The sequence below is a fragment of the Acinetobacter sp. YH12136 genome (genome assembly GCF_013418545.1).
Classification (GTDB): Bacteria; Pseudomonadota; Gammaproteobacteria; order Pseudomonadales; family Moraxellaceae; genus Acinetobacter; species Acinetobacter towneri.
Map to the genome: position 1 here is coordinate 1 of NZ_VPBV01000003.1, position 21,379 is coordinate 21,379.

Genomic DNA, 21,379 nt, shown 5'->3' on the forward strand with positions numbered 1-21,379 from the left:
TGCTAGATGCCAGTTGGACAACACTAAGAACCATGCTCAAGTATAAATGCGAGAACGCAGGGGTATGTTATGAAGAAGTCAATGAAGCCTATACCACCCAAATTTGTTCGTGCTGTGGCTCACGCTCCAGTAGTCCGGAAGGTAGAGCAGGACTTGGAATAAGAGAATGGCAGTGTGTGGAGTGCGGTACGCTCCATGATCGGGATGTAAATTCCGCACTGAATATTCTTGCGCTCGGGCATGAGCGTCTAGCAGTAGGAATCTCCGTCCTTTAGGTCGGGGAGGATGTCAATGATTCATCACGACCTACCTATAAGCAAAACATGATAGATACTTAAAATTTTTTATCTTTGATATTTTTATTAAAATCTAATTTTCCAATCAAAATTACAAAATTATTCGTTTTTACAAATTAAATAAGAATGATTATCCTTTAGCTATCCACACAGAAAATGATCAAAGCAGCATAAGGAGTATTCACATGAGCCATATTCAAAAATTTGTCGCCAACAATCAACGCATGTTCAAAAAAACTTTAAGCTACTACATCATGCACATCACCGTGGCGATGGTGGTCGGTTATATAGTCACAGGCAATATTTGGATGGCCATTACCTTAAGTTTGGTCGAACCGACAGTACAAGCTGTTGCGTATTTCATTCACGAGCGGATTTGGGAAAAGAAAGCACAAACGCAAGATTCTAAAATTATCGCTTAATGGTTTTATAGATTCTGCTTGTGAATATTCCATTTCAGTTTGAGATCATCTTGGTTGCAGCCCACGATGATCTTTTTTTATCTCTGCTGTATCTCTACAAGATCATCCCGAATGCATAGTTTAAAAATAAGTAGAATTTGTTTTGATTAATTCTAATTTTTTCTAAATAATAAGCACAGTAATAAAAAATCTTTATGGATGGTGCAAATGAATCTTGCAGCCTTTGAAGCCTTTGTTAAAGTCATGGAAACAGGTTCTATTTCTTTGGCAGCAGATCAGTTATTTATTACCCAACCTGCGGTGACCAAACGTATTCACAGCCTAGAAGACTATTTTGGCGTGAAACTCTTTGAATCGGCAGGTCGTGGGGTGCAAGCCACGCATGCAGCACACTCACTATTGCCCAAAGTCAAAAACTGGCTGAATGAACTGGGCGATATTCACCACACTCTCAGTCATGAGCAAGGACAGGTTCAAGGCAAACTGAAAATCGGCACCAGTCACCATATTGGTTTGCACCATTTACCCAATCATTTACGTGAATATGTACAGGAATTTCCCAACGTCACGTTAGATGTGCATTTTGTCGACTCAGAACAGGCACATGAACAAGTTTTGGCAGGCGATTTAGAACTGGCTTTTCTGACCTTACCGCCTAAATTAGATGAACGTCTGTCTTATGTCACCATTTGGAATGATCCATTGGTGTTTGTGGTTGCGCCTTTTCATCCTCTTGCACATCAGAAAAACCTGCAATTGACCGATTTACTCGCCTACCCAAGTTTGTTGCCTGCCGCGCAAACTTATACCAGTCAAATCACTTTGGCAGAATTTGAAAAGCAAGGCGTCAAACCCAAAGTTACCATGAGCAACAATCCGTTAGAATCAATTCGGATGTTAGTGTCAATTGGTTTGGGATGGTCTGTTTTACCTAAAACGTTGGTCAATCAGGACTTACAACAGTTAGATATTGACTTAGAAATGAACCGTCAATTGGGCATGGTATGGCATCCGGGACGGACGCAATCACGCGCTGTTTTAGAATTGATTGAGATGATGAAACACTAAAAGATTAATGGTTTCTTTTGAATGAAAAACACCCTCAGACACGATTGTACTGAGGGTGTTTTTTATTGGCTCAACTTGGACACAAGTGAAGTCTTAACGACTCACCGAATCTTCATGCAAAGATTCATTCAATTGGTCTACCACAATTGCCCATGAACCATCCGATTTCATTTTTTCGACGATAAACTGACGCTGTGCTTCCGTCCAAAATTCTGCCTCGGCAATTGTTGTTTCTGCATTCAATTGATGCGTTTCAATAAATTGCTGAATCGCAGCTTCACTGGCATCCAAACCCAGTTGTTCAAATAAATGTGTCATTCTTGGGCGTACACCACTCATTTTTTCACTCCTGATCATTTTTAATTCTTGTCTTACCTTAGCATGCCTATTCTAAAAATGAATGACATAATCCAACATTGCAGCAAATAAAAACAAAACAGAAACAAGCGACTAGTTACACCTGATACAGCAACAATTGCACTAATCTAAGCTTTAAATTGACCAGTCCTGCACATCCCACCCTTGCTCTTCCGCCAAAGCCTGTAAACGTGCATCTGGGTTTACCGCAATGGCATGATCGGCATATTCCAGCAAGAAACGGTCGTTAATGGAATCTGAATACGCCCAAGACTCAGTCACATCGCGGCCTTCTAGCCATTGCTCCAAACGCACTAATTTGCCTTTTTGGTAACATGCGGTGTTAATCACTTTGCCTGTATATTTACCATCGACTACTTCCGCATTGGTGGCAATAATTTCAGTAATGCCAAATTCACGAAAAATAGGTGCTGTAATAAAGTCAGAAGTTGCGGTGATGCCCACCAATTCATGTCCTAAAGCCTGATGACGCTGAATTGCTTTAAAACCTTCAGGGCGCATTTGTGGACGAATCACCTTTTGCATAAATAATTCATGCAAATCTGTGAGGTACTGATTGTCGTGCTGGGTTAAAAACTCAAATACAAATTCGTTATATGCAATTGGGTCGAGTTGCCCTGCTTTGTAGTCTTCATAAAACTTGTCGTTCATGGCGCGATGGCGAACAGGATCGACCAAGCCTTCACTTACCAAAAACTCACCCCAAGAATGATCTGAATCAGTATTTAACAAGGTGTGATCGAGATCAAATAGCGCCAATTTCATGAAAATACTCGTAAAAACTGAAATTTAAGAAAAAAATTGTAAATCTATCTCCGCTAGTCGATAGAAATTCGTTAAGATCATAGCAATTTTAACATTATTTACACTTTGCGTTTTCGAGTTGGAGAAAAGAAATCATCATCCCCGAGTGCAAAGTCATAAATTAAACAATATTTAGGTAGCCAAATGATCGACTCAGAAGGTTTCCGACCCAATGTCGGGATCATTTTGGCAAACGAGTTTGGACAAGTTTTATGGGCAAAACGCATTGGTCACAATGCATGGCAATTTCCGCAAGGAGGTATCCAATATGGAGAAACCCCTGAACAGGCACTTTATCGTGAGCTGAGAGAAGAAGTTGGCTTACTGCCCGAACACGTCCAAGTTATCGCGCAAACTAAAGGTTGGCTGCGTTATCGTTTGCCACATCGGTATATACGCACGGATTCGGATCCCGTATGTATTGGTCAAAAACAGAAGTGGTTTTTATTGCAACTGACAGCGTCAGCGCATCATATTCGGCTGAATTTGTCAGATCCACCCGAATTTGATCAATGGCAATGGGTCAGTTACTGGTATCCGCTTGGTCAGGTCGTCAATTTTAAACGTGACGTCTACCGTAAAGCGATGGTGGAGTTGTGCAATCAATTGCCCCTGAAAAAACCTTAAAATTTGCATGAAGATGTAGATTTTTTAGCTTATTGTTATAGGGTCATCTGTGGTGTAAAACTGACCTCAAATCATTGATTGGAATATGGAGTAGCGCGTATGTCGAACATGCAACTGGATACCCTTAGACGCATTGTACAAGAAATCAATGCGTCCACCAGTTTGCATGAATCACTCGATATTATGGTCAATCAGGTCGCAGAAGCCATGCATGTGGATGTCTGCTCTATTTACCTGCTCGATGAACGCAATCAACGCTATTTGCTCATGGCATCAAAGGGTTTAAATCCTGAGGCTGTGGGGCATGTGTCTCTACATACCAGTGAAGGTTTGGTCGGTTTAGTCGGACAACGTGAAGAAATTGTCAACCTAGACGACGCACCTAAACACGAACGCTTCATGTATTTGGCCGAAACAGGCGAGGAAATTTATAATTCTTTCCTTGGCGTGCCTGTCATGTATCGCCGTAAAGTTATGGGCGTTCTTGTGGTGCAAAACAAGGACAAACAAGACTTTTCTGAAGCCGCAGAATCCTTTTTAGTCACACTTTGTGCTCAGCTTTCAGGTGTCATTGCGCATGCGCATGCCGTGGGCAACATTGATGTGTTCCGCAAACCCAACAACCTGCCTGCCTACAAAACCTTTCAGGGCGTATCAGGTTCGGGCGGGATTGCACTGGGTCGTGCGGTAATTCTGTATCCACCTGCAGATTTGGCGGCTGTACCTGATCGTGAAGCTGAAGACATTAGTGAAGAGTTAGAATTACTAGACAACGCACTAGATGCAGTGCGTCAAGAAATTCAGGCACTAGATGACAAAATGCAGGATGCCTTAATGGCAGAAGAACGCGCTTTATTCAGTGTGTTCCTACGCATGTTGGATGAAAATGCCCTGCCTGCAGAAATTAAAGAACTGATTCGTGAAGGTAACTGGGCACAAGGTGCAGTGCGTATTGTAATTGACAATCACATTGCCCTATTTTCACAAATGGAAGATGACTATTTACGCGAACGTGTTTCTGACCTGAAAGATTTAGGGCGTCGTATTCTCGCCTCTTTACAAGAAGCCGATGCCAGTCACCGAGAACTGACCGATGAAAGTATTTTAATTGGCGAAGAAATTTCCACAGCAGCTTTGGTAGAACTGCCTGTCGATAAAATTGCAGCAATTGTCACCACCGAAGGCGCAATGAATTCTCACATGGTCATTGTGGCACGTGCTTTGGGTATTCCAACCGTAGTTGGCGTAACTGAGTTGCCGATCAACAGCCTAGACGATGTGGAAATGATTGTAGATGCGCACCAAGGTCGGGTGTTTATCAACCCGCCACGTCGCATGCGGACACGCTATAAAGAAATTCAAAAAGAAGAAGAACAGATTGCCAAAGACCTCAAGCAATATGAAACCAAAGATGCCATTACCCCTGACGGCGTAGCGGTAAAATTGTATGTCAATACAGGCTTGATGATTGACGTGGTGCGTGGCGTACAACGCGGTGCTAAAGGTGTTGGTTTATATCGTTCTGAAATTCCATTTATGCTACGTGACCGTTTCCCGGGCGAAGAAGAACAGCGTGCTATTTACCGCCAACAGCTCAGTCACTTTGCCAACAAACCTGTGGTGATGCGTACGCTAGATATTGGCGCAGACAAGGACTTGCCGTACTTTTCGATTGAAGAAGAAAACTCAGCCTTGGGTTGGCGCGGGATTCGCTTCACGCTAGATCATCCTGAAATTTTTTCTTCGCAAATTCGTGCCATGCTCAAAGCCAGTATTGGTTTGAATAATCTGCATATTTTGCTGCCAATGATCACCAGTGTCAGCGAGGTTGAAGAAGCCTTGTATTTGCTAGATCGTGACTTGCAAGCAGTGCAGGAAGAAGAACAGGTTAAAATCACCAAACCGAAAATTGGCATTATGGTAGAAGTACCGAGTGTGCTGCTGCAAATTGATGAATTTGCCCCGTTGGTGGATTTTTTCTCGGTAGGATCAAACGATTTAACCCAGTATTTATTGGCAGTGGATCGTAACAATCCGCGTGTGGCCAACGTCTATTCACACTTTCATCCTGCAGTACTGCGCGCCTTAACCCGCTTGGTGAAAGAATGTCATAAATATGACAAGCCTGTGAGCGTTTGTGGCGAAATGGCAGGAGATCCGCTGTCTGCGGTAATTCTGATGGCAATGGGCTTTAATACCCTGTCGATGAGTTCAAGTAATATCTTGCGGGTGCGTAAAGCAATTTGTCATGTACCGATGACCGATGCGCAACATTTATTAGATCAGGCGTTAAAAATGAATAATCCGCTGATGGTGAAAAGTCTGATGGAATATTATTTTAAAACCCATGGCTTGGGCGATATGGTGAAACTAGCGACACGTATCGTATCTCCATAAAACTTAGTTTAAGCCTCAAGCAACACACCATTCACTCCAAAAACAACAAGGGCGATAATCATCGGAATATCGCCCTTGTTTGTGTTTGCTATAGCCTCGTTTGGCATTTTTCTTACGGTCTACAAAAACCTGACTTTTGTTGACTTCGTGCATGTGTTTGGCCACAAAGTTATGCTGAATAAGCTCAGGCTGTTTTTTCTTTGCCATTGCGCTGTTCCTTTCGGTTGATCATAGAAATGAGCAGTGTCACTACTCTTTATAGATGGAGATGTTGAGGGAAAATTCAAGCCAATTGCTTCTGCATAACGTGACTATTCTCTCGCCAATGTTCCATGTTCAATTGGGAAGCCGATCATACGCTTTTTTGTACATTTTACAAGCGACTTTCATTCAATAGTGCTAAGATAAAAAGAAGGGTAAATAAATTATTGCGCCACTTTATCAGATTTTTCTGACGGTTATTTTTGAAGGCTATTTTAAAGAATACTCAGCGGCTTTACCCATACAATTATAGCATAAAATTATAAAAAATTTTATTACTTTTTAAATACTTATTAGTTATAAAATCCACTAGAAAAACTGCAATGATTGGCTAATATGAATATAGAAGATCAGTTTAACAAGACCATTAAAAACAGGAGTCAAATTCATGATTTATGAAGTTTCTGGAGATATTTTACTGAGCGAAGCACGTGCGATTGCTCACGGTGTTGCCCCTAACGATAACTTTGCAACAGGTTTGGCTTTAAGTCTGCGTGAGCACTGGCCTGCGCTATATAAAGACTTCCGCAACTATTGTCATATTTACCATCCTAAAGCGGGTGAGCAATGGACTTGGGTCAATGCCGAAGGTCAACGCATCGTCAACCTGATGACTCAGGAAGCGGCTTATGACAACGGTTCAAAACCAGGTAAAGCATCGACAGAATACGTCAACCGCACTTTGAAAAACTTAAAACAGTTGATTGAAGAAGAGAAAATTGAAAGCTTGGCGTTACCGCGTCTTGCAACAGGTGTAGGCGGTTTAGATTGGGAAGATGTACGTCCACTCATCTACAAACACTTAGAAGATTTGGATATTCCAATTTACATCTACACTCTATATCAAAAAGGTGTAAAAGCTGAAGAGCCTGCGAAATAAGTTTCGCTGAAGCAATCAGCTTTGCTACAAGCGAGCGTGATTGATCACGACTCGACTGCAATATACGGTTCAATTCACCCGTTTGGTTTTACCAAGCGGGTGAATTTTTTGTGCAGAATCAAGTAGCAAGGGATGCTATGCTGAAAATGCACGCTGCAAGATGGATGCAACATCGACCTGTTTAGGTTTAAGCATACCCACCACTTGCCCATGCAATGCACTATAACGCGACTGAATAAAACCTTCTGCCACAAAACTTGGCGCATAACGCAACAACAAAACCGCTTGTGCCAAAATCACCAAACGGCTCACCAAAGCACGTGCCATAAATTGTAAATCGTTGCTGTTCGTGGTCTGCAATAACTGCTGCAAACCATCTAATTCACTGCCCAAAATAGGATGAGTAACGGCAGTGCGAGCAAAATCCTGCAATAACACCTGAATCAGCTCAGGTTCTCGCTGCATAGCGCGTAGTACATCCAGACACATGACATTGCCTGAACCTTCCCAAATGGTATTTACAGGTGCTTCTTTGAAAATACGTGCCATGATGCTGTTATCGACATAACCATTGCCACCAAAAACTTCCATCATCTCACCTGTAAGTTCCACCGCGCGTTTGCAAATCCAGAACTTTGCAGCAGGGGTCATTAAACGCTTCCATGCCAAAGACACAGCATCATCGCTTTCATAACAATGTGCCAAATGAAAACTGAGCTGTACCGCAGCTTCAGTTTCCAAAGCCAAATCTGCCAAGACTGCCTGCATTAATGGCTGATTCGCCAAAGTCTGTCCAAATGCTTGACGTTGTCGAGTATAGGCAAGGCATTGCACCAAGGCTTGACGCAGCATGGCACTACTGCCCACAGCACAGGTTAAACGAGTGTAGTTCGCCATTTCAATAATGGTGGGAATACCGCGCCCTGCTTCGCCAATCATGATGCCCCACGCCTGCTGAAATTCGACTTCAGAACTGGAGTTACTCCGATTTCCCACTTTGTCTTTTAAACGCTGTACCTGAATATTATTTTTTCTGCCATCTTCTAACCAACGCGGTACAAAGAAACAAGCCAAACCATCTTGTTCGGTATTGGCGACCACCAAATGTGCATCACACATTGGTGCAGAGAAAAACCATTTATGACCTGTGAGCAAATAGGCTTGCCCACGCCCTGTTGCTGCGACTGGAATGGCAAGCGTTTGGTTGGCACGTACATCTGAACCACCCTGCTTTTCGGTCATGCCCATGCCCAACCAAATAGATTTCTTTTGTGAAATCGGCACATCACGCGGGTCATATTCATGCGATAACAGTTTTTCGCCCATGCTTGCCCATAATTCAGGTTCACGCTGAATGAGCGGAATACTGCCTAAAGTCATGGAATTTGGACATAAATTGCCACACTCAACCTGTCCCGCCAAATAAAAGCGACTGGCCCAATCGACCCATTTTGCCGTAGATTGCGGTTGTTTAAATGGATGTGCATGCGTGTCAAACTTGCGATTCAGCGCCATCCAGTGATGCCATGCGGGATGAAACTCCACTACATCTTTACGGCGTCCACGTGCATCGAAGGCATGTAAAATAGGCGTATGCCGATTGGCTAAATCGGCATAGTGATAATATTCTGCCGATGCTGCAATATGTCCCAATTCGCTCAGTCGAGTCTGATCTTGACTGCCATAACGGGTTAAAATTTCTTGTAAAACCGTATCGGTTTCAAATAAGTTATAGTCTTGTAATTCATCAAACTGATTTTGAATTTGATGGGTCATCCATGTCTGCATTGTGTCACTCCTAGATAAACGCGATGCTATCATTGCATTTAGTATAGAGAAAAATATGTGCTCAGGTGTTCGGCTTTATTTATGAAAAATTCTGAGGTTCAAGTGCGCCGTAAGCCGCGCCAATCGCGGGCTAAACTGACTCAAGAGGCTTTACAGGAAAGTTTTGTTCGGCTTTTGCATGAACGCTCGGCAGCTGAAATTACCATTCGTGAAATTACTAATTTGGCAGGTGTCGGTTTAGGCACTTTTTATGAATACTTTGCCAAGAAAGAAGATTTACTGGCATTGACGATTCACCTGCAAGTCAAACAGCATGCAGAACACTTAAAAAGTTATGCCCAACAGCAACTTGAGTTATCCACAGTTGTTGAAATAAACCGCTATATTGCAACCATCATTCAGTTTCAGCTTCAGCAAATTCAGGCACAACAATGGCTTTGGGCGCAGACTTTTTTACTGGAACGGCAGGTATCACACATTGAAACTTACCAAAAAAGTTACAGCATGATGCTACAGATGTGGCAACAGATTTTCGCACCTGTCATACACAATGCCGAACAACAACTGCGCCTTGCTTTGAATCTGCATCGCATCAGTTATGGTTTTATTTCGCAAAGTTTATTAATCAATCCACATTATCAAGATTGGGATGCCTTGCACACCGATATTTCATTGGCGATTCAACCGTTTTTAGCAGCAGTTTCAGACATTTAGTGCAGCAAAACTGATTATTTAGTTTACAAAGATCTATCGAATACACCAATCATAAACAATAAATTTATCTATTTGTAAAATTATAAAAATCGTTTTACATTAAAATGGTGAGATTTGAAAAGCTTTCATCTACAAAGCCCGATCTGCATGGTATTGTGGTGTTGTAGTTGATTTTTTAAACAAACAAAACGGTTCATGGCCGCTTGTTTTAGAAGCTAAATTTCTAATACAGCCCACCACATGATGATCACAATAATGGAGAACAATGATGAGCCAAGAGATAAAAAAATGCCCTGTAACGCATTTAACCACCGATGCAGGCGCACCTGTTGTAGATAACCAAAATAGTATGACTGCGGGCGCACGTGGCCCACTTCTTGCCCAAGATTTATGGCTCAATGAAAAGTTGGCAAACTTTGTACGTGAAGTAATTCCTGAGCGTCGTATGCATGCCAAAGGTTCAGGTGCGTTTGGTACGTTTACTGTCACGCACGACATCAGCCAATATACCCGTGCCAAAATTTTCTCTGAAGTTGGCAAAAAAACTGAAATGTTTGCTCGTTTCTCTACCGTTGCAGGTGAGCGTGGCGCTGCCGATGCAGAACGTGACATTCGTGGTTTTGCTTTAAAATTCTATACTGAAGAAGGCAACTGGGATTTAGTCGGTAACAACACACCAGTGTTCTTTTTCCGCGACCCACGTCAATTCCCTGACCTGAATAAAGCGGTAAAGCGTGACCCACGCACCAACCTGCGTAATGCGACCAATAACTGGGATTTCTGGACTTTGCTGCCAGAAGCACTGCACCAAGTCACCATTGTGATGTCGGATCGTGGTATTCCTGTGGGTTATCGTCACATGCATGGTTTTGGTAGCCACACCTATAGTTTTATTAATGCCAATAATGAGCGTTTCTGGGTGAAATTCCACTTCCGCACTCAACAAGGCATTCAAAACCTGACCGATGCAGAAGCAGCAGAATTGATTGGTCGTGACCGTGAAAGCAGCCAGACTGACCTTTACAATGCCATTGAACGCGGTGATTTCCCGAAATGGACGCTGTTCGTGCAAATCATGCCTGAACTGGATGCAGAAAAAGTCCCTTATCACCCATTTGACCTCACCAAAGTTTGGCCGAAAGGTGATTATCCACTGATTGAAGTGGGTGAATTTGAACTGAACCGTAACCCTGAAAACTACTTCCAAGATGTTGAACAGGCTGCCTTTGCACCAAGCAACCTTGTACCAGGAATTAGCTACTCGCCAGATCGCATGTTACAAGCGCGTTTGGTCAACTATGCCGATGCTGCACGTTACCGTGTTGGTGTGAACCATTCACAAATTCCAGTGAATGCTGCACGCTGCCCTGTGCACTCAAACCGTCGTGATGGTCAGGGTCGTATGGATGGCAACTATGGCAGCTTGCCACACTATGAGCCAAACAGCTTCCATCAATGGCAAGAGCAACCACAATACCGCGAACCACCGCTAAAAATTCGTGGCGATGCAGATTTCTGGGATTATCGTGAAGATGATAGCAACTATTTTAGCCAGCCGCGTGCCTTGTTCAATTTAATGAACCCTGAGCAAAAACAAGCACTGTTTGATAACACGGCACGTGCGATGGGTGATGCTTTAGACTTTATTAAGTATCGTCATATTCGTAACTGTTATGCATGTGACCCTGCTTATGGCGAAGGCGTTGCAGCAGCTTTAGGCATGACCGTTGCCGATGCGCAAGCAGCACGTGCCAGTGACCCTGCACTTGGTCAGCCTGGCGTACTGTAATCTTTGTAGTTAAAGATCAAGTCAGTCTAAACAGCAAGACTTTAAACACCAAAACAAAGCCCCTATTTCGATAGGGGCTTTGTGTTCTATATCTATCATTGCCACTTTTCAGTAGCGTGAAAAGTAGCGCATCACTTTTATTTAAGGTCAAGTTTTTAAAAGATTAAACAATCAACTTCTTACCTTCACGAATACAATAAAACGGATTCATTAATTTAGATGAACGCTTCATGGCATGATGCAAGTCTGCCTCTGGTTGCTCACGCCCTTCATTGGTCAGCTCAAAAGTGCGGTAATGAATGGCCAAAGAACATTTGGAATGTAAATCTTTATGGGCCTGAAAGGCATCTTCAGGGTTCATATGCATATAACGCATCAGATTCCGTGGCTCGTAAGAACCTATAGGTAAAAGTGCCACACGTGGTGCGCCCATACGGGTTTGAATTTCTTTAAAGTGTGGCGAATAACCCGTATCACCCGCAAAGAAGCAATGATCTTGCCCATGTAAAATAGAAAAACCACCCCATAACGCCATGTTCTGATCGCGTGCGCCACGTCCAGAACCATGTTGTGCAGGAGTGTACACAATTTTCAACTCTTTAAACAAAGCCGACTGCCACCAATCCATTTCAATCACATGCAAGTCTGGTGGTAAATACCAAGCATTGCCCAAACCTGTATAAATAGGCATGGCAAATTGATGATTCAGCCATTTTAAGGTGGCTAAATCCATGTGGTCATAATGGTTATGGCTCAAGAAGACGGCATGAATGGTCGGTAAATCTTCCAGTGCAATCCCTGCAGGACAGGCACGTTTAGGCCCTCGCCCCTGTTTCGGACTGGCATGCTCTGCCCAGACTGGATCGGTTAAAAAGTTATACGGTCCAATTTGAATCAGCACCGTTGCATGCCCCACAAACCAAACTTGCCAATCATCCAAACTGGCGTGTGGACGTAATTGTGGCAAAGCACTTGGCGCTGTAAAAAATTGCTGTGCTTCTTGTTGCGGATTGACATTCCAACTGTTCGATTTGCGTTTTAGCAACCATTTCAATAAATCAGTTTGGCTGCGCCCCTCAGGACACGCAATCGGATTAAAAAACTGCGCTCCATCATAATGATTTGAAGGCAAAAACTGCAGCTTGGGTTTACGCCAAGTATGCGACCAACAGGATTCCGTTGGCAGTTGAAAATGCTTTTGTTCCACGTTGTTCATGTAAGCCCAATAATATATAGCGCATCTGCCATGATGCTTTTTATCCTGATCTGTTCAGAAAAAAACACAGCTTTGGTTCATGTGTTGACTCTATCACGCATAGTAGCGAAATCAAGCAGGCAATTTCCTTTATGTTTTTGTTGTTTTGAGAAAAAAGTCGTATCGACAGCGGGTTAATGATCGGAAATTTACACCTCAGATAAACGAGGCTTTAGAAAAACCTAAACACGGGTATAGCAATGCGGGCTTAGCGTTTAGCAAAATATTGTTCGCGCCATTCTTTCCAGAAATACATCACAATCCCGAACATCACCACGGCAATGCCAATAAACGCATTCATGCTGATGTGTTCATTATTTAAGGTCGCACCTAAAATTAACGCGATGATGGGAGTCATCACATTACTTAAAGATACGGTTGAGGCATTTAAACGACGAATCAGCCAGAAATAACACAGCATGGCGACAATAGACGACATGATCATGGTAAATACAAAACCAATCATGGCTTGGCTGCTTGGCATTTGAGTCGGGAAATGCGACCAAATAAAGGGAATTAATAACAATGACCCTGCCGATGATACCAATAAAGAACCTGTGGCTTGTGACATCGGCTTTAAAGGAGCATTGATTTGTTTGACCCAAAAAATTGAGCTGATATAGGACAACATGCTGATAAACATCAGCACCACGCCCCATGGATTCACTTTGCTGTCGGCAGAGTCTGCAAAGACAAAGCTGAGTCCTGCAATCGCAATTGCCATCCCTGTCCACTGTAAGGCAATCAATTTTTGCGTGCGTAAAATCACATGACCAATCAAGCCTGCGATTAAAGGAGAAAAACCAAAAATCAGTGCCATTAAGCCTGAAGTTAAATAATTGGCGGCCAAGTAAATAAATAGCTGTGCACCAATTAAATTCAGACTACCCGCCAAATAGCTTTTCATTGAGGTGTGATCAAAAGGCAGTGGATCGCGCATGAGTTTAAGCACGCACAGCGCAATCACGGAAGCCCCAAAGTAGCGGATAATCAAAACCCACATTGGATGAATTTCCTGCACACTCCAGACAATCGCCAATGGCGTGGTCGCCCAGATTAATACCAATAAGGCATAAATACTGGCGGTTACCACAACAGGAGATGTATTCGTATTCATCGCTTGCTCAACATAAAATGGACACTTTTCTTCGGCAGATAAAAAACAGACCCAAGTTGCCTCAGGTCTGTTTTTCATCAGTTCAAGCTTACTTCACCAATTTGCGAAGGTCTTGGCTCACATCTAAATATTTGTCTGCTTCAAAAGCAGCTTGTTTAGCAATCAGCTTTTTCAAGTGACGCATATCTTTGGCTGAGTTGACGGTAATTCCGCCGACAATCACGCCATCGGTCACACCAAACAATACGAATGAAGACCCACTGCGTTTGGAAGCATCCATCTCACCACGCACATGCCATTCTGCTGCTGACATATCTCCTACAAATTGGTAGTTAATGTCGAGTTGATCAGTCCAGAACCAAGCGGGATTGGCTACAGGATGTTCAACGCCCATCACATGACGCGCGAAGATACCTGCTTGCAGGTTGGCATTTTCCCAAGTTTCTACACGACGATGGTTGCCACATTCACGCAGTTGTGATGCGACATCACCCGCGGCATAAATATCTGGGTTTGAAGTTTGACAGTTTTCATTCACATGCACGGCAAAGTCTGCATCTAAGCCTGCTTCAACTGCCAGTTGTGCGTTTGGAATAATCCCAATACCGTAAATCACCGCATCGGCACGTAGTTCTTCGCCACCTTCTAGGGTCACGACAATTTCTTCACCATCTAGCTTGCAATCTGCAATTTGCGTAGATAGACGTACATCAACTCCTGCCAATAACTGCTGTTGCAGTAAAAACTCACTCAAGATGAGTGGTGATGAACGTCCCATCACCATTGGTCCCATTTCAATGACAGTTACCTGACAGTCTTTAAAACGTGCAGAAGATGCCAACTCTAAACCAATCACACCACCACCAATTAAGATGATGCGACGACCCGCTTGTAATACAGGGACTAAGGCTTGCGAGTCTTCAAGGTTACGCAGCGTGTAAACGTGTTTACCTAAGGCATCAAAATTTGGCAAGCGACGTGCAGCACCGCCTGTGGCAAGCAACAACTTGTCGTAGGCAATGACCTCACCATTTTGCAATTCAACCGTATGTGCTTCGGCATTGATTTTGCTCACGCCATTGCCACGAATAGTGGTCACACCTAGTTCTGCCAATTTTTCTTCCGACAGAATCTCGATTTTGGTTTCTTTAGGACGCAAAATCACATCTTTAGACAACGGTGGACGCTCATAAGGCAAATGTGTTTCATCGCCAATTAAGATGATGTTGCCTGCATATTGATTGCCGCGCAGCTCAAGAATGGCACTCGCCCCTGCCTGACCTGCCCCCACAATCACAATTGTTTCTACACTCATGGGCTTAACCTTTTAACTCAGCAGATACGATGCCAAAGCCCGCAATCCACTCACTAATATCTTCATAGCAATGCGTGGTCATTTCATACGCACCCAGTTCATCTAACGCAGCAAAAGCAGCCATCCACGAACGGACTTCCTGACCACCACGACCACCATCTCGACGAATTTCAGCTTCGGTCATGGCTTCCATAGCTGCAAAGTCTGCCTGTTTGAATTTTTCAAGCAAGGCAATATCCCACTCAGGGCTTAACGGTACAGCCACAGAAGTATCGCCTGCAGCAAGTTTCTGACCGACTGCAATCACTTTGGCCTGACGTGCATGACGTGCTTCAGCACTTGGGTTACGTCCTGCAATTAAAAATTCTTCAACTTCAGGCGGTACTGAACCCATTTGTGGCGTTGGTGGATCGTGTGAAAGACCACCTGTACCCAAGACCAAAACGCGCTCATTTTCAAGATTCAACGACTTGATGAATTGACCCACAGCACGACCCAAAGCAATGGTACGCTTGGTGGTTGGCATCGGTGCTGCAGCGCCATTAATAAATACGGGAATGGTTGGATAACGATCTAGCTGCCCCTCACACAAAAAGTGTAATGGCTGAGTCACCCCATGGTCGGCCTGCATACGATACGAATATGCAACATCTACACCTTCATCCAACACACGGCGCACCATCGCCAAGGCTTTGTCTTCAGGCACATCAATACGGTTGTTGTCTTTGCCGTAGTCCCAGTCACCCGCAGCCGTAGCACGAATACCGACACAGAAACTTGGCATCAAATCGTAAAAGAAACCGTTGAAATGGTCTGGACCAAAGGTAATGATCAGGGTTGGATCGTATGCTTTGACTTCGGCAGAAAGTTGCTCAAAGGCAGCACGAACTTTTTGTTCTTTAGATTGATCTTGCGGTGTTGCAAATTCCATTAAAGGACTGTGCGATGCACAAATGAGTTTAACGGCCATGAAAGACTCCTAAATAAGGAAGGCAGCCCAGAGAAAGGCTGCCGATTCGTCTATTGAATTTAGACTCAATTTTATTCGTCAAAAAAACCTGCACGTGGTTGACGCAAACCACGAATACCCAAACCACATTCTGCATTGATCAGAACGCCAGTCAGCGCACGGTTATTTTGACGCGATGCCAAGAGCACATACGAACCAGTCATGTCTTCTGGCTCAGGCAAGAAATTCAGCGGCATACCGCGTGCAATTTTTTCAGGATCACGTGCATCGAGTAAGCCTAGGTTTTCCTGACCTAAAGATGCTGCGCCCTTAATATTGACATTCATCGCTGAAGGCGCAACAGCATTGACACGTACTTTAGGTGCCAACTCATAAGCCAACTCTTTCATGATGCCAACACCTGCATGTTTAGATGCAGTGTAAACAGGACCACCGCCTGAAGAATACAGCGCAGAATTGGATAAGGTTAAGATGATAGAACCTTCAGATTTCACCAACTCATCCAGTGCTGCTTTTGCCCCCAAGATTAACGCCTTGGTATTGATGCCCATGATTTCATCAAAGGCTTTTTCAAGCTGCTCACCAGAAGTATTGACGATATCTGCGTAGTGATCCCAAATCCCTGCATTGCCAATAAAGCAATCCAGCTTTCCAAAACGCTCCACAGTGGCCTGCACAGCACGGACATTGTCTGCATAGTTGGCAACATCACCAGCGACTGCCACGATTTGATCACCAAAACGTTCTTTTAAGGCATCGACTTTAGATTGTGAACGCTGTAACACGCCCACATGCGCACCTTCTTCAAGAAAGCGCTCGACCAAAGCCCAACCTAAACCAGAACCACCACCTGTAATCAGTGCCACTTCGCCTTTTAGCCAACCCATGCTTACTCTCCTGCCATTTCTACATATAACGCGCCGTCTTCAACCACCACAGGGAAAGTTTGAATCGGGTCGGTGGCTGGCAAGCATAAGGCTTGACCAGTCTTTAAACAGAAACGTGCAGAATGTAGTGGACATTCAACCGTGCCATCATCTTCAAGATAACCTTCAGACATTGAGGCATTGCCGTGTGAACAACGGTCATTCATGGCAAAGAACTCACCACCGTTGTTGAATACTGCCAGTGCCTCGATACCGTTCACACCGCAGTCCACTTTTAACGCTTCGCCTTCGTCTAATTCGTCAACTTGGCAAACAAAGATTTTATTCATTAGAAGAATACACTCAGGTTGTGTGAGTTATAGGTTACTTGGTCAAGCACAATCTTACGGTTGAAGATCTGGAAGCCTAAGCCACCTTCAACACGACGGATTTTGTCATGGCGCTTACCACAGTAAATAGTCACGTCTTTCTCTTTTTGAGTACGGTACAACAAGTAAGTCACGTGTACGTCGTATTCGCCTGCTACCTCTGTCGCTTCAACAATCACGTTGCTGACCATGTGCGTTGTACGTGACGGAGGTTCTTCAGCCCACGCCATACCAGTTTCCAGACGTGCAACACGGCGCTCAAGCAAGTGTTTGTTGTCGTTGAACACCCACGTTGTTGGCGGTTCAACTGAACGACGACGGTCACGAGTTTGTGCATTTGGTGTAGTACGCAAGGTATAAGAAATGTCTTCTGCCATGAGGTCTAACCACTCACGGAATTTCCAGTCGTCCAGCAATTTTGCTTCGCGATACAAGAATTGGCTTACTTCATGTTGAAGTTCTAAACTGATTTGACTCATTTCATTAGCTCCTTCTCGTATTCGTCAGCTGCTTTTTCAACGTCTTCCCATTTTTCATGGATCAGCAAGTCTGCCCAACGGCGGTACATACCACGTGCTGCAGTTTCAGAGAAAATGTAGTTGGTGATTCCTGGAATACCATCTTCACGTACTTTTTCGTTGCCTTTACCCATTTCGACAATGAGCTTGTTTTGACGTGCTTTATAGCCGCGCAATACTTTTTGAATTTCAATCCAGTTCTCAGAGTCATCTTGCTCTAAGAAACCTGCAGGACCGAAAGCACGTGTTGCAGAACGCTCAAATGCTTCTTTCACGTCTTGAGGTGCTTCAGCATCGGCAATACAGAATGCCCATACTTCAGTTTTGTTTGGCCCACGTGGATGCCATACGCGCAGTGTTGCAGTACCGTTCAGCCAAGACAGTGTTGGGAACATGGTGTTGTGACCTGCAAGACGTAAGGCACGTACTTCGCCTAAACGCTCTTTCACTTCTTCGTAAGTTTCACGGAAGTAGTTGGCAACTTCACCATCAACCCAAACGTTTGCATCTGGTTTTTCTGTAAAGAAGAAACCTGAACCGTGACCACGTGAACCATACTGAATCGCATCTTTGGCAGTTTCCCAAACAGGACGAGCTGTTTGCGCTGCACCTAATTGTTTGCTGCTGTCATCATCTGGTTTTGCACCAAGTACCTGAATCGCAGAGGCGTGTGAGAACAAAGCGTGATATTGGTCAGAAGCAAACTGTTCTGCAGCAAATTTCCAGTTACAGTCAATTTCCCACTTGTGTACACCACCAATAATTTCAGTACCACCCGGACGACGGTCAATCACGCCATCTAAGTACCAAGCGATGTCGCCCATGTATTCTTCTAGATCTGGAGTAGTTTCATCCCAGCAACCAAAGATCAAGCCTTTGTAAGACTTCACACGGCTCACTTCCACCAAGCCCCATTGCTCTTTACAAGCACCTTGTGGATACGCACGTTCTTCTAAAGGAATATCTTTGAGTGAACCATCAATACCGTAAGACCAACCGTGATATGGGCAAGTAAATGCACGGGTATTACCACAGTCTGCAAAGCTCACACGCATAGAACGGTGACGGCACTGGTTTAAAAATGCTTTGATTGAACCGTCTTTTTGACGTGCCACAATAATTGGATCTTCACCCATGTAGGTGTTGAAGAAGTCGCCAGCTTTAGGAATTTGGCTTTCATGACACAGGAACAACCACGTACGGCCGAACACACGTTCAAGTTCTAATTCGTAGATATCTGGATCTGTATAAATAGATGGAGTGATACGTCCATTTTGTGCATCGACCAAAGCGTCGATTTCGCGCACATCAATTTTTCCACTCATGAAAAGCTCTCCTGTGACCAACAACGGCACAAAGTAAATAGACTCAACTTCTGATGGATAATGGTTTTTTAGGGACGTTTAGTGAAATATTTTTTTTGTTTCAATTAATAGTTTTTATAGATTAATCCAACATTATATTTTGCATTTAAATCGTTGCATAATGATGAAACCCTATTTACTTCGTGAATGACACAATAATTTTCACCGAATAGTTGTTTATAGATCATTCTTTTATTAATCTATAATTAGACATATTTTGAATTAATCTTTGGAATGGTTGTATGGAATTACGTCACCTTCGCTACTTCATTACCGTTGCTGAAGAACTCAACTTCAGTAAAGCCGCACTTAAACTTTATACGGCGCAACCTTCACTGAGTCAGCAAATTAAAGATTTAGAAGAAGATGTCGGCGTTAAGCTACTCAACCGCACCAAACGTAAAGTCGAGCTAACCGAAGAAGGTGCTGTATTTTTAGAACAGGCCCGTCTGACTTTGGCGCAAGCCGACAAAGCGGTTGCCATGGCGCGTCAGGTGTCACAAGCCAAACAGCAAATGCTGCGCATTGGCTTTGTTCCTGTGGCAGAAATGAAAATTTTCCCTTTTGTACTGCCTAATTTACGAGTACAAAACCCAGATTTAAAAATTGAATTGCTGAGCCTAAACAACACTGAGCAAATGAAAATGATTAAAAAAGGTGAACTCGACATCACCTTTACCCGTCACAATATCAACAGTGATGAAATTGAAAGCCAGTTTGTACTGCGTGAACCACTGATTTTTATTTTGCCCAAAGATCATCCGTTAGCAAAATACGAACGCGTTCCTGTCAAAGCATTGAATGGCATTGATTTTATTATTCCTTCGGCAGAGGCTTCTTATAATCTGCATCACTTGATTGTCGATTTTGCCAAACAGCACAACATTGAACTAAACATTGTGCAAAAAGCTGACAACATTTTATTTAATATCAACTCGATTGGTATGGGCTTGGGCTGCACCATTTTACCGGGCTATGTTGCCCCCCTCACCATGGAAAATACCGTCATCCGCCCACTTGATGTAGAACTTCCGCATTTAGATTTGTACGTCAGCTACGGCAAAAACAGCCATTCCGCTGCGGTACAGAAATTTATGGAACTGCTCACACGTGTGTTCTATTTGGACATCAACCGCGAACAATAATTCTAAAACCACTCGCGTTTTTCAACCTTTCAAAAGTGCTTGCTGCTTGATGTAGTAAGCACTTTTTTTGTGCATCCTAAATGCTAAAACAAAGCTTTAGACTTAAGTCTAAACTTATTTTTTTAATCTTTTTCTGAACTACTGCTCATTCTTACACTCAAACATTCGCATTTTTGCAGTCTGCTTTTTCCTCGCTTCGCTACCACATTTCCTGCAAATTACAACTTAAGTCTAATAAGTTAAAATAGGCACCCCATCGCTATTTTCTAAAATTAAGCCGATGATAACAGGCAGTAACACCTTTAGATTGCACATCCAGAAAGGATCAAGAATGATAAAAACACCCTTCAGCAGAATGAAAACAGGGATTCAATATCGTCCTTATTTTTTTATCAGTTTTGTGATTACCATTGTGCTGTATGCTATTTTTCAGACCCTCACTGCATGGTCATGGTCAAGCTGTTTATTGATTAGCTGGAATATCGCGATTTCCTGCTATTTGGTTTTAACCATGCGCAGTTTGTGGCACAGCGATCATGCACATATTTTACAACGTGCCCAACAACAAGATGCCAGCAAATGGCTGATTTTATTCTTGGTATTTCTAACCTTAGTGATGTGCTTTATTGCGATCATTGTCGAGGTGAATTTATTTGCACAAAGTGAGTTTGTGCGCATGGGACATTTTATTTTATCCATTACCACTATTTTATGTGCTTGGTTTTTTATGCACACCATTTTTGCGATTCACTATGCGCATGACTATTATTTGGCACTGCAACAGCAGCAAGAAGGTGGTTTGGATTTTCCCAAGACGTCGCATCCAACCTATCCTGACTTTTTATATTTCAGCTATGTGATTGGTACATCTGCACAAACCGCCGATGTCTCGATTAGCTCACAACCCATGCGGGTACTGAACACGCTACATATTATTTTGGCTTATAGCTTTAATACCACTATTTTGGCAATTTGCATTAACTTGGTCGCGAGCTTTATTCAGCACTAAATTGGGT

The 21,379-nt window shown here is 43.3% G+C and carries 22 protein-coding genes; 10 read left to right on the forward strand and 12 right to left on the reverse strand.

Going from position 1 to position 21,379, the window contains the following annotated elements; all coding sequences use genetic code 11:
• From FTU71_RS02055 to FTU71_RS02065, 3 genes are all read left to right on the forward strand, one after another.
• Positions 1-275, forward strand: a 275-nt coding sequence (locus FTU71_RS02055; RefSeq protein WP_179989746.1) for a zinc ribbon domain-containing protein, incomplete at its 5' end; no start/stop codon positions are given.
• Between the two features lie 206 nt (positions 276-481).
• Positions 482-718: a DUF2061 domain-containing protein gene (locus FTU71_RS02060; RefSeq protein WP_004976091.1), complete on the forward strand. Its 237-nt coding sequence runs from the start codon at positions 482-484 to the stop codon at positions 716-718.
• Positions 719-925: 207 nt separating this feature from the next.
• Entirely contained in the window at positions 926-1,786 is an 861-nt protein-coding gene (locus tag FTU71_RS02065; RefSeq protein WP_136144730.1) for a LysR family transcriptional regulator, read from the forward strand.
• A 93-nt stretch (positions 1,787-1,879) separates the two neighbouring features.
• Here the strand turns inward: FTU71_RS02065 and FTU71_RS02070 are convergent, their stop codons facing one another.
• Positions 1,880-2,125, reverse strand: a complete 246-nt coding sequence (locus FTU71_RS02070; protein ID WP_004976087.1) for a DUF2789 family protein — start codon at positions 2,123-2,125, stop codon at positions 1,880-1,882.
• 153 nt (positions 2,126-2,278) lie between these two features.
• A complete protein-coding gene (locus FTU71_RS02075; protein ID WP_004976085.1) occupies positions 2,279-2,929 on the reverse strand; it encodes an HAD family phosphatase in 651 nt (216 codons plus the stop codon).
• 183 nt (positions 2,930-3,112) lie between these two features.
• Here FTU71_RS02075 and FTU71_RS02080 point away from each other — a divergent pair, with 183 nt between their 5' ends.
• Positions 3,113-3,595 carry an RNA pyrophosphohydrolase gene (locus tag FTU71_RS02080; protein WP_004976084.1) on the forward strand — a complete coding sequence of 161 codons (483 nt, stop codon included), beginning with the start codon at positions 3,113-3,115 and terminating at the stop codon, positions 3,593-3,595.
• 99 nt (positions 3,596-3,694) lie between these two features.
• Positions 3,695-5,992 (forward strand): phosphoenolpyruvate--protein phosphotransferase, encoded by a 2,298-nt coding sequence (gene ptsP, locus FTU71_RS02085; RefSeq protein ID WP_167845752.1) that lies wholly within the window; start codon positions 3,695-3,697, stop codon positions 5,990-5,992.
• A 15-nt stretch (positions 5,993-6,007) separates the two neighbouring features.
• On the opposite strand, the gene FTU71_RS02090 is transcribed toward ptsP, so the two are convergent.
• The gene (locus tag FTU71_RS02090) at positions 6,008-6,199 is read right to left on the reverse strand and encodes a hypothetical protein (RefSeq protein ID WP_004976081.1); all 192 of its coding nucleotides are present in this window, start codon (positions 6,197-6,199) and stop codon (positions 6,008-6,010) included.
• Positions 6,200-6,641: 442 nt separating this feature from the next.
• On the opposite strand from FTU71_RS02090, the gene FTU71_RS02095 reads away from it, so the two are divergent.
• Positions 6,642-7,133 carry a macro domain-containing protein gene (locus tag FTU71_RS02095; RefSeq protein WP_004976080.1) on the forward strand — a complete coding sequence of 164 codons (492 nt, stop codon included), beginning with the start codon at positions 6,642-6,644 and terminating at the stop codon, positions 7,131-7,133.
• A 135-nt stretch (positions 7,134-7,268) separates the two neighbouring features.
• Here FTU71_RS02095 and FTU71_RS02100 read toward each other — a convergent pair whose 3' ends face one another.
• Complete coding sequence (locus tag FTU71_RS02100) at positions 7,269-8,921, reverse strand: acyl-CoA dehydrogenase family protein (RefSeq protein WP_131261059.1); 1,653 nt, start codon at positions 8,919-8,921, stop codon at positions 7,269-7,271.
• A gap of 81 nt (positions 8,922-9,002) precedes the next feature.
• On the opposite strand from FTU71_RS02100, the gene FTU71_RS02105 reads away from it, so the two are divergent.
• Complete coding sequence (locus tag FTU71_RS02105) at positions 9,003-9,635, forward strand: TetR/AcrR family transcriptional regulator (RefSeq protein WP_131261060.1); 633 nt, start codon at positions 9,003-9,005, stop codon at positions 9,633-9,635.
• 268 nt (positions 9,636-9,903) lie between these two features.
• Complete coding sequence (locus tag FTU71_RS02110; protein WP_004976076.1) at positions 9,904-11,424, forward strand: catalase; 1,521 nt, start codon at positions 9,904-9,906, stop codon at positions 11,422-11,424.
• Between the two features lie 163 nt (positions 11,425-11,587).
• Here the strand turns inward: FTU71_RS02110 and FTU71_RS02115 are convergent, their stop codons facing one another.
• From FTU71_RS02115 to hcaE, 8 genes are all read right to left on the reverse strand, one after another.
• Positions 11,588-12,640 (reverse strand): MBL fold metallo-hydrolase, encoded by a 1,053-nt coding sequence (locus FTU71_RS02115; protein WP_180005829.1) that lies wholly within the window; start codon positions 12,638-12,640, stop codon positions 11,588-11,590.
• A gap of 247 nt (positions 12,641-12,887) precedes the next feature.
• Complete coding sequence (locus FTU71_RS02120; RefSeq protein WP_096902690.1) at positions 12,888-13,796, reverse strand: DMT family transporter; 909 nt, start codon at positions 13,794-13,796, stop codon at positions 12,888-12,890.
• Positions 13,797-13,884: 88 nt separating this feature from the next.
• Complete coding sequence (hcaD, locus tag FTU71_RS02125; protein WP_180005828.1) at positions 13,885-15,111, reverse strand: 3-phenylpropionate/cinnamic acid dioxygenase ferredoxin--NAD(+) reductase subunit; 1,227 nt, start codon at positions 15,109-15,111, stop codon at positions 13,885-13,887.
• 4 nt (positions 15,112-15,115) lie between these two features.
• The gene (locus tag FTU71_RS02130; RefSeq protein ID WP_180005827.1) at positions 15,116-16,081 is read right to left on the reverse strand and encodes a 3-carboxyethylcatechol 2,3-dioxygenase; all 966 of its coding nucleotides are present in this window, start codon (positions 16,079-16,081) and stop codon (positions 15,116-15,118) included.
• 71 nt (positions 16,082-16,152) lie between these two features.
• On the reverse strand, positions 16,153-16,968 hold the full coding sequence (gene hcaB, locus FTU71_RS02135; protein WP_004976058.1) for a 3-phenylpropionate-dihydrodiol/cinnamic acid-dihydrodiol dehydrogenase: 816 nt from the start codon (positions 16,966-16,968) through the stop codon (positions 16,153-16,155).
• 2 nt (positions 16,969-16,970) lie between these two features.
• Positions 16,971-17,297: a 3-phenylpropionate/cinnamic acid dioxygenase ferredoxin subunit gene (gene hcaC / locus FTU71_RS02140; protein WP_004976057.1), complete on the reverse strand. Its 327-nt coding sequence runs from the start codon at positions 17,295-17,297 to the stop codon at positions 16,971-16,973.
• Positions 17,297-17,815: a 3-phenylpropionate/cinnamic acid dioxygenase subunit beta gene (gene hcaF, locus FTU71_RS02145; RefSeq protein ID WP_004976055.1), complete on the reverse strand. Its 519-nt coding sequence runs from the start codon at positions 17,813-17,815 to the stop codon at positions 17,297-17,299. The genes hcaC and hcaF overlap by 1 nt, the downstream gene beginning before the upstream one ends.
• A complete protein-coding gene (gene hcaE / locus FTU71_RS02150; RefSeq protein WP_179994952.1) occupies positions 17,812-19,179 on the reverse strand; it encodes a 3-phenylpropionate/cinnamic acid dioxygenase subunit alpha in 1,368 nt (455 codons plus the stop codon). The genes hcaF and hcaE overlap by 4 nt, the downstream gene beginning before the upstream one ends.
• Positions 19,180-19,460: 281 nt before the next feature.
• Here hcaE and hcaR point away from each other — a divergent pair, with 281 nt between their 5' ends.
• On the forward strand, positions 19,461-20,363 hold the full coding sequence (hcaR, locus tag FTU71_RS02155; RefSeq protein ID WP_104853006.1) for a DNA-binding transcriptional regulator HcaR: 903 nt from the start codon (positions 19,461-19,463) through the stop codon (positions 20,361-20,363).
• 331 nt (positions 20,364-20,694) lie between these two features.
• A complete protein-coding gene (locus FTU71_RS02160; protein WP_096901303.1) occupies positions 20,695-21,372 on the forward strand; it encodes a DUF1345 domain-containing protein in 678 nt (225 codons plus the stop codon).
• Positions 21,373-21,379: the final 7 nt, after the last annotated feature.